The sequence below is a fragment of the Agaribacillus sp. DX54 genome (assembly GCF_056858335.1).
Map to the genome: position 1 here is coordinate 163,944 of NZ_JBXEQE010000005.1, position 14,868 is coordinate 178,811.

Below are 14,868 nucleotides of genomic sequence, written 5' to 3' on the forward strand. Positions count from 1 at the left end.
AATTCCTGAATTCTATCACTATATTAGCCTGTAACCGACAAAAAAATATTGAAATTCATGGGTTATCTTGCGACAAAAATACCGGCCAAAGCCGGCTACCACCACCTGCTGCTGCTGTTTTTATTAATGCCGGTGATACATCTCCAAGCGCAAACCGGCCCTAAACACTTTTTACTGGTCATCAGTAAAAGCAACCCGGAACTTATCCTTAACAACACCCGGGAGAATGACATATACAACAGGCACCGGGAAACCCTACAGCAACTCTTAAATGACGGCTACCTTACCCTGATTGGCGTGCTGGAACAAGGCGGGGGTGTTTTTTCGGGTAATGAAATTAATCGTTTACATGTGCAGAACGTACTGGATAAAGACCGTATCATTGACTCCGGGATTTATGTTTACCAGATAAAAGCACTTGACCATGAAAGGGGGCTTATTTGTCCTTATAAAAAGGGGTGTGAGGAGGAAAACTATCAACTTATAAAATTTTTATCAAATTTGAACAAAGAAACTGTTAAGATAGCCGCCGACATGGAATACAAACACCAGCTATACCTGGCAAAAGCACACAAAAATGATCAGATACTACTTTCCGGCCGGTTCAAAGACAAAGACGGAAGTTTTGTAATTTACCGGGGAAAGGATTTTAGAAATTTTGCTTACGGCAACCCGGCTGTAATCAATAATTATTTTGTTCCGGAATTTTTTTCCTTCACCGGATGCTCCGGGACAGGCTGTATAGCGCCTTAAATGAAACATTTTATGGCTTTTTTTCGCCAAGACTTGCTCATCAGGGGTATCCGGATTTTTGTGATGGTGATTATATTGAAAATTTACTATTAAATTGAACAATTACAAGTTATATTCGTAAATAATTGGTAAGGTTATCAAAAGCAAATTAATAGATATGGGTGATGCACAACAAGTTCCGAGGGATCTGCAATCATTACTGGGCAATCCTGAAAATTTAAATTTCAGCCTGCTGGAATTTCCGTTTGCCACAAAATTAAGTTTTGAGCCACTGTATACCCGGTATAAAGAACAATTGTCAAAAAGTAAGCATTCTTTTTTGTACCTGCAGGAAGACATCGTAAAAACGTTGGAACAGGTACCTGAATTGCTGCACCCTGTTGAAGATTACAGTATTCTCAAAAAATATAAACAGACAGTGGACCTTATCATGGCCACACTCTTCCCCATTGCGGAGTTAGAAACTACCATTGCAGCGGCCGCGAAACCGTATGATACCCAACCAATATTCAGCACACCCAAATTTGATGCGCTAATCAGATTCGATCAGTTTGAGCAGTGTGATAAACATGCCATGGACCTGGGCAAAACCTATAATGCCTACAAAAGAATTCTCCAGGAGTTTTATAACAGAACGGTGGAAATTCAAAAACCTATGGTATTCACTTTTATTGATGAAAAAACCAAACTCAAAAAATACTATAAACTATCTATTAATGATAAGCTTTTCAAAATCGTAAAAAAAGGCCCTTTGAAACCATTGTCAGAAGAAGAGTTGGATCATTTGATGGATAATTTCACGGACCTGAATTTATGGATGGAAAAAATACCACCGGAGAATTTTGAATTCCACGGGCTGGCCTCATTTGATTTTACGGACGTTACCGAACAGGAGGCGATGTCTGAATTGCGGTATCAGCTATTGGATCGATCTGCGGTAATCACATCGGCGGGTTTTAATAAGCTTCAGGCCAATCTGCGTGACCTTTTTGAGATCAACCGGTTGAAACTGGGCCTGATTTCTTTCTCTGCTGAGAATCAGGGAGAGTTTGAAACAGGCAGAAAAATATGGAACAGCATTGTACACAATATTGAAGACATGGAGTGCAGCGACTATACCGATAGTCCCTATGATCAGGTCTGCTCTCAAAGAAAACCCATTGTTGTCAGCGATACAAAGTACATACAGGGAACTGAAAGGTTTAAAGAGATTATAAAACAACAGAAAATCAGGAGCCTGATCATCGCCCCGTTGATATTTGATGAAAAATTTATCGGCATACTGGAGCTGGCCTCAGACAAGATCAATGATCTCAATTCGTTTTCCTTAATCAAAGTGAAACAACTGGTTTCCCTTTTTTCACTGGCCGCTCAACGCAGCCTCGATGAACTGGAAAGTCAGATTGAAACCATTATCAGGGAGGAATATACAGCCATCCATCCTACAGTAGCGTGGAAATTTGAAAATGCTGCCAACAAGATTTTGGACAGCAGATTGATAGGAGAGGAGATAGCGTCAGAACCTATTGTTTTTGAGAATGTATATCCCCTGTTTGGGTTGTCAGATATAAGAGGGTCTTCCACCCAAAGAAACAACGCGATTAAAGACGATTTGGCAGAACATCTGAATCTTGCAAAAAAAGTGGTCAATCAGGCTATGTTCCAGCAAGCCTTACCCATTTTGGACCAATTGAAGTTCAGGATAAATCAACGTATTCAAAAAGTGAAGAAAGGGCTGAACTCCGGAGATGAGGTAGGTATCCTGGAATTTATCAAAAATGATGTAGAGCCTGTGTTTAACTACCTTGTAAGAAATGGTTTTTATTTAGGTGATACTTTGCACCGTTACAATACGGCTTTAAATGCCGACTATGGTACACTTTATAAGAAAAGAAAGGAATTTGAAGATAGCCTTACCAAAATAAATCTGGCCGTGTCTAACTATCTGGAAGCAGAAGACGAGAAAGCCCAGGGCATGTTCCCTCATTACTTTGAAAAGTATAAAACGGATGGGGTAGAGTATAATATTTATGTGGGTGATTCTATTGTTCAGGGCAAGGAATTTCATGAGTTGCATCTGAAAAACCTCAGATTGTGGCAACTAAAAACAATGTGCGAGTTGGCCAGGCTTACAAACGGCCTTAAGGGAGAAATTAAAATGCCGTTGGAAACAACACATCTGATCCTGGTACAAAGCAATCCTTTGTCTATCAGATTTCGTCAGGATGAAAAGAAATTTGATGTGGATGGAGCGTATAACATCCGTTATGAGATCGTTAAAAAACGAATTGATAAGGCCCTCATTAAAGATAGCAATGAGCGTTTAACCCAGCCCGGCATGATTGCTATCGTTTATGCGCAGAATAAAGAGGCCCGGGAATATGGTTATTACATTGAATATCTTCAATCAAAAGGGTATCTGCAGCAAAAAGTAGAGCGCCTAGAGTTGGAGGAATTGCAGGGGGCCAGCGGTCTTAAAGCGCTGCGGGTACATGTGAATTTGGGTTCACAGGACGCCAGCTCTAAGATAGATGACAAAAACATCAAACTGGCCGTCTCCAAAATGGTAAGCTAGTCAGCCGGAGCATTAGCGCTTTGGTGGAATTTTTCATTTGTAGATCGTAACTGTTTTTCACGAGAACAATTCCTTTATCATCATTTTTCGAGAGATGATAAGTATTTCGTACATTATAAACCACTTGTTCCCATCCCGGCTCAGCGATCAATTGTAACAGAAAAACACCGGCGATATAACACTGAACAATGGCAGGTATTTACAAAAAGGCAGGAAATCAGGTGGTAACTCCCCCGCAGCTTGAGCCGGCACCGGCGGTGCAGCCATAGCAGTGATTGCCGGTAACTATCTTCCTTTTACCGATTGCCTGGCTGTCAAAATTACCGATATGGTGGGCGCCGGGGCTGTCGATCTTTAAATCCAGCATTTGATTGAAATCGCAGTCATAAATATACCCGTCCCACCCGATCGAAAGCGTATTCCGGCACATTACACCTGCCGCTGCCGAGGGATTAAATGCATTTACCAATTTTTCCATATAACTTTCATAATTCCCTGATTTTATCAGGTAATCCAGGAACCTGCTGATAGGCAAATTAGTGATGGCAAATAAACTGTTAAATTCGATCCCGTAATCCTTCATTAATGCCTGTTTAAAATCGGCCTCTAACTGTGTTTGGGACGCAGGCAGAAACGCGCCCGAAGGATTGTAAACCAGATTCAGAACAAGGCCGGAGCCTTCCTTTCCATACCCTGCTGCATTGAGCATTTGTAAGGCTTTGATGGATTTGTCAAAGACGCCATTTCCCCTTTGACGATCTGTTCTTTGCGCGTTGTAAAAAGGCAGCGATGAAACGATTTCAACGTTGTGTTTTTTGAAGAACTCCGGCAGATCGTGAAACCTGGGATTTGCTAAAATAATGGTAAGATTACAGCGGACCATCACATGCCTGCCCAGTTTTTTTATTTCTTCCACAAACCAACGGAAATCCGGGTTCATTTCAGGGGCCCCACCGGTTAAATCTACCGTTTTAAAATCGTGCTCCCGGATGACTTCCAGGCATGTTTGCATGGTTTCACGGGTCATGATTTCCTTCCGGTCAGGGCCAGCGTCCACATGACAATGTGCGCAGGTCTGATTGCACATTTTACCTACGTTAACCTGAAACACATCAAATCCTGTAGGTTTCAGCGGATAAAGACCTATCGCTTCAAGTTTATCCGCGAATTTTGGAATATTCGAAACCTCCGTCCCTTCTTCCAGTATCGCTACCTGATGTGAGTAGTCGGCTATCGGGTGGTTAGTCGCCTTAAGTGTTTTCATAAGTGTTACATAGTAATCTCCTTCACCTTATTCATCATTTGCACACCGTGTACCAATGATGCTCCTCCTCTTATAGCCGTGGCTACATGCACTGCCTCCATCATCTGCCCTTCGGTGGCTCCATGCTCGATAGAGCCTTCTGTGTAAGCATCGATGCAATAGGGGCACTGAATGGTGTGAGCAACCGCTAACGCAATTAAGGCTTTTTCTTTAGCGCTTAATTCCCCTTCTTTAAAAACTTCTCCATAATAACTGAAAAACTTGTCAGCGAGTTCCTTTTGAAATTCAGAAACATTTCCGAATTTTTTCAAATCTTCCGGGTTATAGTATGTATTGTTCATAATATAAGTTTAACGATTTAAAGGAAAAATAGATCTCTATAATACTGTCAATTGTCTGGTATTTGACAAATATATTTTACTATTTCCTAAAATTAAGCCATATGCCGGCTCTTATGGGCAAATTCGATGAATTTTTAATTGGAGTCACATCCTCCGTTCGGTAGCATACGATCCATTGAAGTCATACTATGGCTTTGAGCCATAGTATGACTAGCGCGCAATAGTACTCAAAGCCATAATGCCCCCTACGCAATATAACCGCCACATAAACGCCACACAATACGATACGTTCAATCCACAATTGTCAAAATGTTTAACACACGGCTCGATAAGAAATACTCCCTTAATTTCCAATTATCACAAAAAATGTTTAAATTCAAGGTTACAATCTTTTTTTAACCCTAAATTAACCCTTAAAGCAGTGTTTAAAACTAACCTATTATATAATAAGGATGTTTTCTTCCGAAACATTTTTATAACTATTTTACTTTTTATTTGTATTAAATCAGGTGCTTACACTTTCGATCCCAGTGTCATCGACTTTCCAACCAGTGGAAAACCTGAAGCCCAGGAACACTTTATTAAAGGTGTATGGCTTTTACACAATTTTGACTACAACCGGGCAGAAGAAGAATTCAGGGCGGCCCAGGATATCGACCCGGATTTTGTGATGGCCTATTGGGGCGAAGCGATGACCTACAATTATCCGCTGTGGTTCAGGCAGGACAAAGACGAGGCATTGATCGCACTTAGCTTCATTGATACGGATGCCAGAAAACGCGTTAAGAAGGCTGCCACACCTTTGGAAAAAGACCTGATTCGAGCCGCCAATATTTTATTCGGGGATTTAAAGAAAAACCTGCGGGATGTTACCTATGCCAATTTTATGAGCGTACTTTATAAAAAGTATCCAGGCAATCATGAAATAGCCTGTTTTTACGCTTTGTCTTTAATGGGAACCAGTCATGGTCGCAGAAACACCGATACTTATTTGAAAGCCGGTGAAATTCTGAGTGAGATTTTGGAAGAAAATCCCCATCATCCGGGCGCTTTACTTTATACAATTTATGCCTATGATGAACCGGGCTACTCACATTTAGCGCTTGAAGCGGCTGAAACATATGCAGAAATTGCCCCGGAATCATCCCATGCCCTCCATATGCCTTCTCACATTTACGTGGCCTTTGGCATGTGGGACAAAATGATAATATCCAACGAAAAATCGTGGCAGGCAAGAGAGGAAATTTTCCAGACCGAAGGATTAAAACACGAAGACCGGGCCTACCATTCGCTTTTGTGGCTGGCTTATGGTTATCTGCAGCAAGGCCGCTTTGATAAGGCAAGAGAGCAATTGGAGATCATCCGGGAAGATGCTGAAAACCATACTTCGTACCGGGCCAGGATGCATTTTACTGCAATGAGAGCAGCCTATCTTATACATACCAGAGACTGGGATGATCCTGTTGCGGCCTGCAAACTCAACGTTTCATCATTGGAGCCTGTGTATCTCGCAACGGCTTACTACATCGAAGGCCTGGTAGCAATCAAGCAGGGAGAATACGACCTAGCCGAAAGACTGATAAAGAAGTTAAAAAATAAACGAAAAAAGACCCGGATCCTGGATGCCGTGGAAGATATAATGCTTATATCACCTGAATATGCCAAAAAAGTGGAAGAAAGCCTGACCGTCCTCATATTTGAAAAAGAGTTGACAGCGCACCTGATGATGGAAAAGGGAGCCTACAAATCGGCTGAGCCGCTGATCAAAGAGGCCATAGCCCTGGAAGATAAACTGCCTTTCAGTTTTGGTCCACCCGTAATTGTCAAACCCCCGCATGAATTGTATGGGGATTTTTTGTTGTTGAATAACAGGCCATCTGAAGCACTGGAAGAATACGAGAAGGTATTTGAAAGGTCACCCAGAAGAACTTTGGCGATCCAGGGGGTATTGGAAGCTGCCGCAAAAGTAAATAATCGGGAAAAAATCGAGGAAGCCAACCGGGCTTTGCAGGCAATTACCATGTTTGAATAGCTGACCTGCACCGGGTCAGTCTTTTTGGCGGGGTATAAATTGTTGGTTTTCATGATCATAATCCTCATAAAAATAACCGTCTGAAAACTTTTTATCTGATGGAATTCCGTCTTTCAAAATGCTGAGTACCATCCATATCATTACAAATGGCGACATACAAAACAATATCATCGGAACAGCCAACGGTACGCTTAGATGATGGGATATGATGTAAAGAACCAAAAAGATCGTAGCTAACGAAATGGTTGTTTTTATCTTTTTCATATATTAATTAAACCTTGTCCGTTTTATATTGTTTGTTCCACTGGCTGATCCATTTGAAAATTGACAGTACGAGGACTTTATCGGTTATTTTGGCACTAAATCCCCTCTATGTGAGCCAGTTTGGTTTTTTGGTATTTGTCCTGTTTTACAAAATCCTTTAGCTTAACAAAGCTATGAAAGGGGCCTGAGTAACTTACAAGGTTGACCAACCAGCCTGGCAAAAGACCTCCCGGATCAAGTTTTACCAGATAGGTGACGTCAACCAGATTGTTACCCTTTGGAACGAGAAGATACCGGCCGTCAAACTTGGGTATTCTTATAATACCTTCCGTGTTTGGCCTGTACCCCGGAATGCCTTCTCCCTTGAAAATAACGGTTTTAGTAGTAGTATCTTGTTTCAGCACCGAATGTACGATAAGGTCCCTGTGTTTTACAGGCCAGGGTGCATCGAACTTTGCATAGTAGTATTCTTCGTATGTACTGTTTTCATACAGATAAGCATCGGTACACATATAGACCCATTCAGGGTAGGCGGGTACATCTTTTAGCGCGGCTATCAGGCCTGATAGCGTGCTTTCAACCTGCATGGTGACTTTTAATTCCTGATAGGCCCAACCGGGCACTTTTCTGGCATATATCTGAACGCCGTTTTTTTCTTTCTTGAGTTCCCAGTCAAATGTTGTTTTCTCCCTGTTAGTGTTAATACCCATTAACAGTACAAGCCATGTTGTTAGTATCACCTTCATGCTGACAAGAGCTACTTCTTTAAGATATTTTAGGTTTTTTCTTTTTTAAACTGCTGCCACTGTCATTATTAACATGGGTCATTGAAAAATTGTTTCACTTTTCTTACGTTATTCAGATAACATTTTGTTTTTAATTTTTTAACATTATGATAATACTTATATTTATAGATACCACGCTCATCTGTTGAAACCACAATCCTTTAAACTACCTGTGATAGTTAATTTTTAGGAAAATGATACATATCAGAAGCAAAACTATTTTGAAAACCATGTTGGGTTTTGTGCTGTTTATCGTGCTGTTAAACATCGCCGGCTATTTTTTGATGCGGAATAATATGATTAGTGAGGCACAATTCCAGATGGTTTACCTTGACAGCGAAAAGAATTTGCCAACCTTTTTTTCATCGATTTTACTTTTGACAGCATCTGTCATCCTTTTTCTGATCGGTTGGCAGGGAAAACAAAAAGTTTATTGGTATTTGCTGGGTGGTATATTTTGTTTTCTGGCCCTGGATGAAAATATAAGTATCCATGAAAACCTCACAGGAGTTACCAGATCCATGCTGAATACCGAAACACTGGGAGTATTTTATTTTGCCTGGGTAATTCCTTATGGAATCGCTACCCTGATGCTGGTGGTTATTTTGTATAATTTCTTCCGGAGGTTACCAAAAAAGACAAAAGTTTTGTTTTTGATTTCCGGGCTGATTTTTGTCTTAGGGGCCATAGGCATGGAAATGCTTGCCGGGCGTTATGCAGAGCAGACGGGATTTACTTCGCGGACTTACAGGGTTTTAGCCTTTTTGGAGGAAATTATGGAAATGATAGGGGGCTGCCTGTTTATTTTTGCACTGTTAGATTATATTGAAGAAAACCTTGGAAAGTTGGTCGTTTCAATACAGAAATGAATTGTAAAATGCCTTTCCATCTATTCTTTCAGCAAAACCAGCGGTACCATATTTTCTTTTTGTCAAGAAAATTACCGATATGCTCTTTTTCCCTGGCAGATACCGCTATTAATATCTGCCATGGACCGGATGAATCTAATATTTCCGGGCCATACACGGGTATGTTGTAAATAGCGTGTCCGATTTTTTTGTAATTATTACAAATCCAGTTGAAATTCAGACCCAGGTTGCGCAGTTTTATGGCCAACTTTTTACCTTTTTTACCTGCTCCCCACACAACCAGCTTCGCGTGGCTGTCCCAATCCAGCTTAAAAAAGTAATGTAGTTTTAAATCGTAATACAACTGATCTTCATACCGGCTATCCGTTCTTGAAATACGGTCCGGATGTTCCCGCCACAAATGCAGAATTTCGTGACAAGCGACGATTTTTATTCCCTGGGAATAAAACCGGAAACAAAGATCGTAATCCTCCGGATAAACCATGCTGCCAAATCCTCCGCATCTCAAAAAGTCCTGCCGGTGTACCAACCAGCATGACGAAGGGATCACACATTCTCTGTAAATCTCGCGGTAATGATTAGACGATACCATCAACCGGTTGAGCCAGGCATCGTACCGTCGAAAACCACCCTGTACATCACCATCTGAAAAATGCTTAATGCAGCCGGTAGCCAGATGTCCGGTCCCTTTTTGTATCAGCAATGTTATCAGACTTTCCAACTTATGGGGGGGCATCAGATCATCTGAATCCATCCTGGTTATGAAAATGCCACAGCTTTGTACAAAACCATATTGCAGGCCAGGTATGATTTCTGCTATCCCCGGATTATTGTGCACTTTGATTCTAGCGTCCTTATCAGCGTATTTTTTTAACAAGGCCAAGGTGTGATCACCCGACTGATTATTAACAGCCAGTAACTCCCAATTCCGATAGCTTTGAGCAATAATGGAGTCCAATGTGGCCTGGAGAAACCTCACACCATTTCTGGTGGTCATGATGATACTAATCAGTGGACCGGACAATTGACCGGTATTCATAAGCTATTAATTTAAATGCATTATCATCGAAATTAGTTAATATTTTATTCAGTGATTCATACTTTTAATTTATTAATACAAAAACAGGATAAATTATTTGTTTAAAATTTAATAATATTGCAATCTTCATTCGCGTTCGATACTTAATAAACAAAAACTGTGAAAGAATACCTCACCCTTGAGCAATTAGACCAGATTGGCTTGCCTCCGATAATTCCATACGCGGCCCCCATAATGCTTACACTCGTATTAATTGAGTGGATTATCAGCAATTACAAGAAAAGGAAGGTGTATCATGGAAAAGATTTTTTGGCTGCTTCGGCAATCGGAATCGGTAACATTATTGCCGGAGCATTGTTAAAAGCGGCTACCTTTGGTTTTGCCTTATTTTTTTACAACCTGGTGCCGTGGACCATCCCATCCACATGGTGGTCCTACATACTATGCCTGGTAATTATAGACTTTTGCCGGTATTGGGCACACAGAATCGCTCATGAACAACGTTTCTGGTGGGCAACACACGTAACACATCATTCCTCAAAACAATACAACTTTTCTGTTTCTTTTAGATTAGGCTGGACACAACACATCAAAATAATTTTTTTTATCCCCGCTTTTTTAATGGGCTTTCATCCGGTAGTATTCTTTATTTGTCATCAAATAGAGGTTTTATACCAGTTTTGGATACATACCGAGTTTATCAGAAAGTTGCCCAAACCCATAGAATACATTTTTGTCACCCCCTCACACCATCGCGTACACCATGCGGTAAATGACAAATATCTTGATAAAAACTACGGTTCCACACTGGTTATTTGGGACAGGATGTTTGGAACTTTTCAACCGGAAGAGGAACAGCCTGTTTATGGCATTACAAAACCTGTAAATTCTTTTAACCCTGTGTATCTGGTGTTCCATGAATGGATGGATATTTTCAGGGACATCAGAAAGTCAGGTTCAATAAAGAAATCCTTTAAAATCCTGTTCGGCCGTCCATAAGGACTTTTCTCTTAGGCATGTTCATTTAAATTTTGACGGCTACATTACGGAAATTTAATATATACATTACCGAAATGTAAACAGCAGAAATCGGCTATTACCCGTTTTGCTATTTTTTTGGACTAAAGATGCACAGACCGCAAAATTTATTACATGGGGTATAGCACATAAGACAGGTAAAACATGGTATAGATTTAGTATAAAAAAAACTTTTGAAAATTCAATTAAGGCGATTTTCATGGATCAAATATTGTCAAATCCTTACTAACCAGGTACATTCAAAAGTGGCAAACAGAAAAATTTCCTTTCCGCTAAGAATATTGAATTTAAGTCGTTATATATTTGCTTATCAGATATTTATGGTTTTAAGATAAAGATTTATCAGAATCAACTAAAAACCTGAATTTTACGTTTTTACTCTTTATTCATACATGTTGGCTATCGTTTGAAATTGAAAATTTATTTTTTCTATTGATTGTTATTTTTGGCGTTATTGTAATGGAATCTAGAACTGTAACAAACGATTTTTTAATAGATGCATCTTTCTTTTTCAAACAATCCAAAGATGCGATTTTCATCATTGACCATGATAAGCTGATTGACACCAACCGTGCCGGGGTGGAGTTATTGGGCTTAAAGGCGCATGATGATGTTTTTGATGACGATGTCTTTAAACTCATCAGAGACCAGAAGGGTAATGCCTATACTTTGCAGGAGTTTATTACCCATCTCAACAATTATCCTCACCAAAACAAAGTTTTTCAGTTTATTACCCGGTTTGCTTTATGCTGGGTGGAAATCTCAAATACCATATACAAAAAAGGTAACCAGGATCTGCTGTTTTCGATCTGGCGGGATATTACGGAATCCAAGCAAATGGAATTTACTTTCCAAAGCAATGAGAAAAAGCTCAATGAGGCCCTGATGCTGGCTAACTGTGCAACCTGGGAATATGATTTCGAAAAGGATGCCTTCATTGTGTGCAAAAGCATGGTGGACATCATCGGAGGCGGAGAAGATTTCCGGATTGTTGAACAGGGTAAATACCTGGTTTCCATTAACCAATACAAAAAACTGATTCACCCTGATGATCGTAAGGTTTTCGACAAAACCAGGAAAAGAATCGTCAATAATGAGCTGGATAACTCTATAGATCACACCGAATACAGGATTATCCGTCCCGATGGTCAAATCAGGTACCTTTATGCAACCACCAGGGTTTTAGTGGAAAAGGACGGTAACTCAATTAAACAATATGGTACTATACAGGATATAACAGAAATCCATAAAATCGAAGGCGAATTAAGCAGAAGTAAAGAGCAACTGTCAGATGCCCTTGCCCTGGCCAATCTATCGACGTGGGAATTGGATGTAGCATCTGACCGGATGAAAGTGGGAGAAAATTTTGTCAAAATGCTCGGTGAAGGTTTGACGGTGTGTGAAGGAAATGTGGTGAATGTCGATGATTTTGTAAGTCTGATTCACCCCGACGACTTGCACACTTATTATCTTGCCATGGACCGGGCTATGAAATCAAGGGTTGAAGACTACCTTGATTTTACAGAATACAGAATTATCCGGCCCAAGGGTGAAATCCGGAACATTTACATTAGCATCAAAGTACAGAAAGATCATGAAGGTAATCATTTAAGGCATTTTGGAACCATACAGGATATCACCCCGATCCGCAAAGCTATTGCCGAAAAGGAGCGATTCGGAAGTATTATTGAAGCCACGTCTGATATCGTCCTGATGCTGGACAAACATCTGAATTTGATTTATCTGAACCAGGCCGCCAGGGATTTTTACGGATTCAGTCCTGAAGACAATGTAACAGGATTTCCTGTGAAAATTTTACAATCGGAGCATTCCCAGAAGCTTACCAGGGATTACGCAATTCCGGTAGCGGCCAGCAGGGGTATATGGAGCGGTGAGAATGTCATTCAGCGCTATGATAAAGAATTGATTACCGTATCTCAGGTAATCATCTCCCATAAAGCCATCGATGGAGAAGTGGAATATTATTCCAGCATTATTCGTGACATCTCGGATCAGAAGCAAATTGAGCAGGATTTGAAATATAAAAATAAAGAGCTGGATACATTTGTTTACAAGGCTTCACACGATCTGCGCGGGCCGATCGCGTCGTTGCTGGGTTTGTATAAGATCGTGGAGAATGAGATCAAAGATGAAAAAGCACTGGAGTATTTTGACTTGTATAATAAGCAGATAACCAGGCTCAACGACATTATTTTAACGCTCATACAACTGACGAAAATCAAGGAAGTAGACATAAACAAAGAGAAAATCAACTTTAAAAGTATAATTAACAGTTGCATCAACTTATTTACCAATTTGCCCAACTTCGATAATGTCAGATTCAATCTTAAAATTGATCTTGACAGGCCTTTTGTGAGTGACCGTGGCTTGATTACCACCATTTTACAAAACCTGGTTGAAAATGCCATCAAATATTCCAAGCCCGGTCAACCGGGCGATGTCGATATAGAGATTAAAAGAAACCTCAACGATGATTTGCTGATCAAAGTGGAAGACAATGGAATTGGCATTGAAAAAAACATTCAGGGAGAGGTCTTTAACATGTTCTTCAGGGCCAACGATCAGGTAATTGGCTCAGGGCTGGGGCTTTACATACTCAAGAATGCTGTGGAAAAATTAAATGGCAAGGTGAGCTTGTTCAGCAAAGTAAACGAAGGAACAACATTTTCCATCAAAATAAAAGATGGGGTTCAACGCTGATATAGCGAACGGATTCAACACAACTTCTCCAAAAAAACAAAAATATTTCATGATGATTTAAACGAAAATAATCTATCAGGTTATATTAGCGTTTAAATTAGCAACGAATTGAAATATGCCGCAATCTTCTAACCAGGTATTGCAATCCCTGAAGAAGGGCCAGTATGCGTCTGTATATTTTTTGCAGGGAGATGAACCCTATTACATAGATCTTATCGCAGATCATATTGAAAAAAATGCCATTCCGGATCATGAAAAGGGTTTTAACCAGATAATCATGTACGGCAAAGACGTCTCTATGAATGCTGTCATCACTAACGCAAGAAGATTTCCTATGATGGCTGAAAGACAACTGGTTTTAGTCAAAGAAGCACAGGAGATACAGGATTTCAATAAACCGGATGCTGTAAAACTACTGGAAGCCTACCTGCAAAACCCGGTGCCGTCTACCTTACTGGTATTTTGTTATAAATATAAAGCACTGGATAACCGCAAGGCACTGGCAAAGCTTATAGACAAAAACGCGTTGCTCGTTAGTACCAAAAAGCTTTATGATAATCAAATACCTGATTGGATCAACAATTATGTGTCGGAAAAGGGTTATGAAATAGCGCCAAAAGCAACTTTTATGATAACGGAGTTTGTTGGTAACAATCTGAAAAGAATCAGCAATGAAATCGACAAAATGCTGGTTAACCTGAATGATACAAAACAAATAAAGGAAAGCCATGTTGAGCAGTACATTGGAATCAGCCGGGAATACAATGTATTTGAATTGCAAAAAGCCCTGACCACCAAAAACGTACTGAAGGCCAATCAGATTATTAATTATTTTGCGGCTAACCCGAGAGCTAATCCCGTTTTGCCAATTATAGCTATGTTATTTTCGTTTTTCAGTAAACTCCTTATGGCTCATCATACCAAAGACAAGTCAGATAAAAACCTGGCTGCAGTTTTGAAAGTGAACCCTTTTTTTGTCAAAGAGTATAAACTGGCGATGAATAATTATCACCTGCCCAAGGTGATAGATAATATTCATCACCTCAAAAATGCAGATTTGCAATCCAAAGGTGTACAGATTGGCACGGTTAATGAAGTGCAGATTTTGAAAGAGCTGGTGTTTAAGTTGTTGCACTGAAAAATAATATTCGCGCGGCAATATAAGCTAAAAAAGACAGTCTCTTGAA

Annotated in this window: 12 protein-coding genes; 7 read left to right on the top strand and 5 right to left on the bottom strand. The window is 40.1% G+C overall.

What is annotated here, in order from left to right; translation table 11 throughout:
• The first annotated feature begins 57 nt into the window (after positions 1 to 57).
• A complete protein-coding gene (locus AC04NP_RS08240) occupies positions 58 to 753 on the top strand; it encodes a YciI family protein (RefSeq protein WP_482859090.1) in 696 nt (231 codons plus the stop codon).
• A 157-nt stretch (positions 754 to 910) separates the two neighbouring features.
• Positions 911 to 3,328, top strand: a complete 2,418-nt coding sequence (locus AC04NP_RS08245) for a GAF domain-containing protein (RefSeq protein ID WP_482859091.1) — start codon at positions 911 to 913, stop codon at positions 3,326 to 3,328.
• Between the two features lie 217 nt (positions 3,329 to 3,545).
• Here the strand turns inward: AC04NP_RS08245 and arsS are convergent, their stop codons facing one another.
• Positions 3,546 to 4,592, bottom strand: coding sequence for an arsenosugar biosynthesis radical SAM (seleno)protein ArsS (gene arsS / locus AC04NP_RS08250; protein ID WP_482859092.1), 1,047 nt, complete (start codon positions 4,590 to 4,592; stop codon positions 3,546 to 3,548).
• A gap of 5 nt (positions 4,593 to 4,597) precedes the next feature.
• Positions 4,598 to 4,933 (bottom strand): arsenosugar biosynthesis-associated peroxidase-like protein, encoded by a 336-nt coding sequence (locus tag AC04NP_RS08255; RefSeq protein WP_482859094.1) that lies wholly within the window; start codon positions 4,931 to 4,933, stop codon positions 4,598 to 4,600.
• Between the two features lie 421 nt (positions 4,934 to 5,354).
• Between AC04NP_RS08255 and AC04NP_RS08260 the strand changes: the two genes are divergently transcribed.
• Entirely contained in the window at positions 5,355 to 6,965 is a 1,611-nt protein-coding gene (locus tag AC04NP_RS08260; RefSeq protein WP_482859095.1) for a tetratricopeptide repeat protein, read from the top strand.
• A 15-nt stretch (positions 6,966 to 6,980) separates the two neighbouring features.
• Here the strand turns inward: AC04NP_RS08260 and AC04NP_RS08265 are convergent, their stop codons facing one another.
• Both AC04NP_RS08265 and AC04NP_RS08270 read right to left on the bottom strand, forming a co-directional pair.
• Complete coding sequence (locus tag AC04NP_RS08265) at positions 6,981 to 7,229, bottom strand: hypothetical protein (protein WP_482859096.1); 249 nt, start codon at positions 7,227 to 7,229, stop codon at positions 6,981 to 6,983.
• A gap of 95 nt (positions 7,230 to 7,324) precedes the next feature.
• Complete coding sequence (locus tag AC04NP_RS08270; protein ID WP_482859097.1) at positions 7,325 to 7,975, bottom strand: START domain-containing protein; 651 nt, start codon at positions 7,973 to 7,975, stop codon at positions 7,325 to 7,327.
• Positions 7,976 to 8,208: 233 nt separating this feature from the next.
• Here AC04NP_RS08270 and AC04NP_RS08275 point away from each other — a divergent pair, with 233 nt between their 5' ends.
• The gene (locus AC04NP_RS08275; protein WP_482859098.1) at positions 8,209 to 8,883 is read left to right on the top strand and encodes a multidrug transporter; all 675 of its coding nucleotides are present in this window, start codon (positions 8,209 to 8,211) and stop codon (positions 8,881 to 8,883) included.
• Between the two features lie 28 nt (positions 8,884 to 8,911).
• On the opposite strand, the gene AC04NP_RS08280 is transcribed toward AC04NP_RS08275, so the two are convergent.
• Positions 8,912 to 9,922, bottom strand: a complete 1,011-nt coding sequence (locus tag AC04NP_RS08280; protein WP_482859099.1) for a glycosyltransferase — start codon at positions 9,920 to 9,922, stop codon at positions 8,912 to 8,914.
• A 159-nt stretch (positions 9,923 to 10,081) separates the two neighbouring features.
• Between AC04NP_RS08280 and AC04NP_RS08285 the strand changes: the two genes are divergently transcribed.
• The 3 genes from AC04NP_RS08285 to holA all read left to right on the top strand — a co-directional run bounded on the left by AC04NP_RS08285 (position 10,082) and on the right by holA (position 14,819).
• Positions 10,082 to 10,921 (top strand): sterol desaturase family protein, encoded by an 840-nt coding sequence (locus tag AC04NP_RS08285; protein WP_482859100.1) that lies wholly within the window; start codon positions 10,082 to 10,084, stop codon positions 10,919 to 10,921.
• Positions 10,922 to 11,419: 498 nt separating this feature from the next.
• The gene (locus tag AC04NP_RS08290; RefSeq protein WP_482859101.1) at positions 11,420 to 13,681 is read left to right on the top strand and encodes a PAS domain-containing sensor histidine kinase; all 2,262 of its coding nucleotides are present in this window, start codon (positions 11,420 to 11,422) and stop codon (positions 13,679 to 13,681) included.
• 115 nt (positions 13,682 to 13,796) lie between these two features.
• The gene (holA, locus tag AC04NP_RS08295; protein WP_482859102.1) at positions 13,797 to 14,819 is read left to right on the top strand and encodes a DNA polymerase III subunit delta; all 1,023 of its coding nucleotides are present in this window, start codon (positions 13,797 to 13,799) and stop codon (positions 14,817 to 14,819) included.
• Positions 14,820 to 14,868 lie beyond the last annotated feature (49 nt).

Excerpts from the sequence above, each read along its gene's own strand:
- AC04NP_RS08240 (WP_482859090.1), top strand. The coding sequence starts at position 58 with ATGGGTTATCTTGCGACAAAAATACCGGCCAAAGCCGGCTACCACCAC.
- AC04NP_RS08245 (WP_482859091.1), top strand. The coding sequence starts at position 911 with ATGGGTGATGCACAACAAGTTCCGAGGGATCTGCAATCATTACTGGGC.
- arsS (WP_482859092.1), bottom strand. The coding sequence starts at position 4,592 with ATGAAAACACTTAAGGCGACTAACCACCCGATAGCCGACTACTCACAT.
- AC04NP_RS08255 (WP_482859094.1), bottom strand. The coding sequence starts at position 4,933 with ATGAACAATACATACTATAACCCGGAAGATTTGAAAAAATTCGGAAAT.
- AC04NP_RS08265 (WP_482859096.1), bottom strand. The coding sequence starts at position 7,229 with ATGAAAAAGATAAAAACAACCATTTCGTTAGCTACGATCTTTTTGGTT.
- AC04NP_RS08270 (WP_482859097.1), bottom strand. The coding sequence starts at position 7,975 with ATGAAGGTGATACTAACAACATGGCTTGTACTGTTAATGGGTATTAAC.
- AC04NP_RS08275 (WP_482859098.1), top strand. The coding sequence starts at position 8,209 with ATGATACATATCAGAAGCAAAACTATTTTGAAAACCATGTTGGGTTTT.
- AC04NP_RS08280 (WP_482859099.1), bottom strand. The coding sequence starts at position 9,922 with ATGAATACCGGTCAATTGTCCGGTCCACTGATTAGTATCATCATGACC.
- AC04NP_RS08290 (WP_482859101.1), top strand. The coding sequence starts at position 11,420 with ATGGAATCTAGAACTGTAACAAACGATTTTTTAATAGATGCATCTTTC.
- holA (WP_482859102.1), top strand. The coding sequence starts at position 13,797 with ATGCCGCAATCTTCTAACCAGGTATTGCAATCCCTGAAGAAGGGCCAG.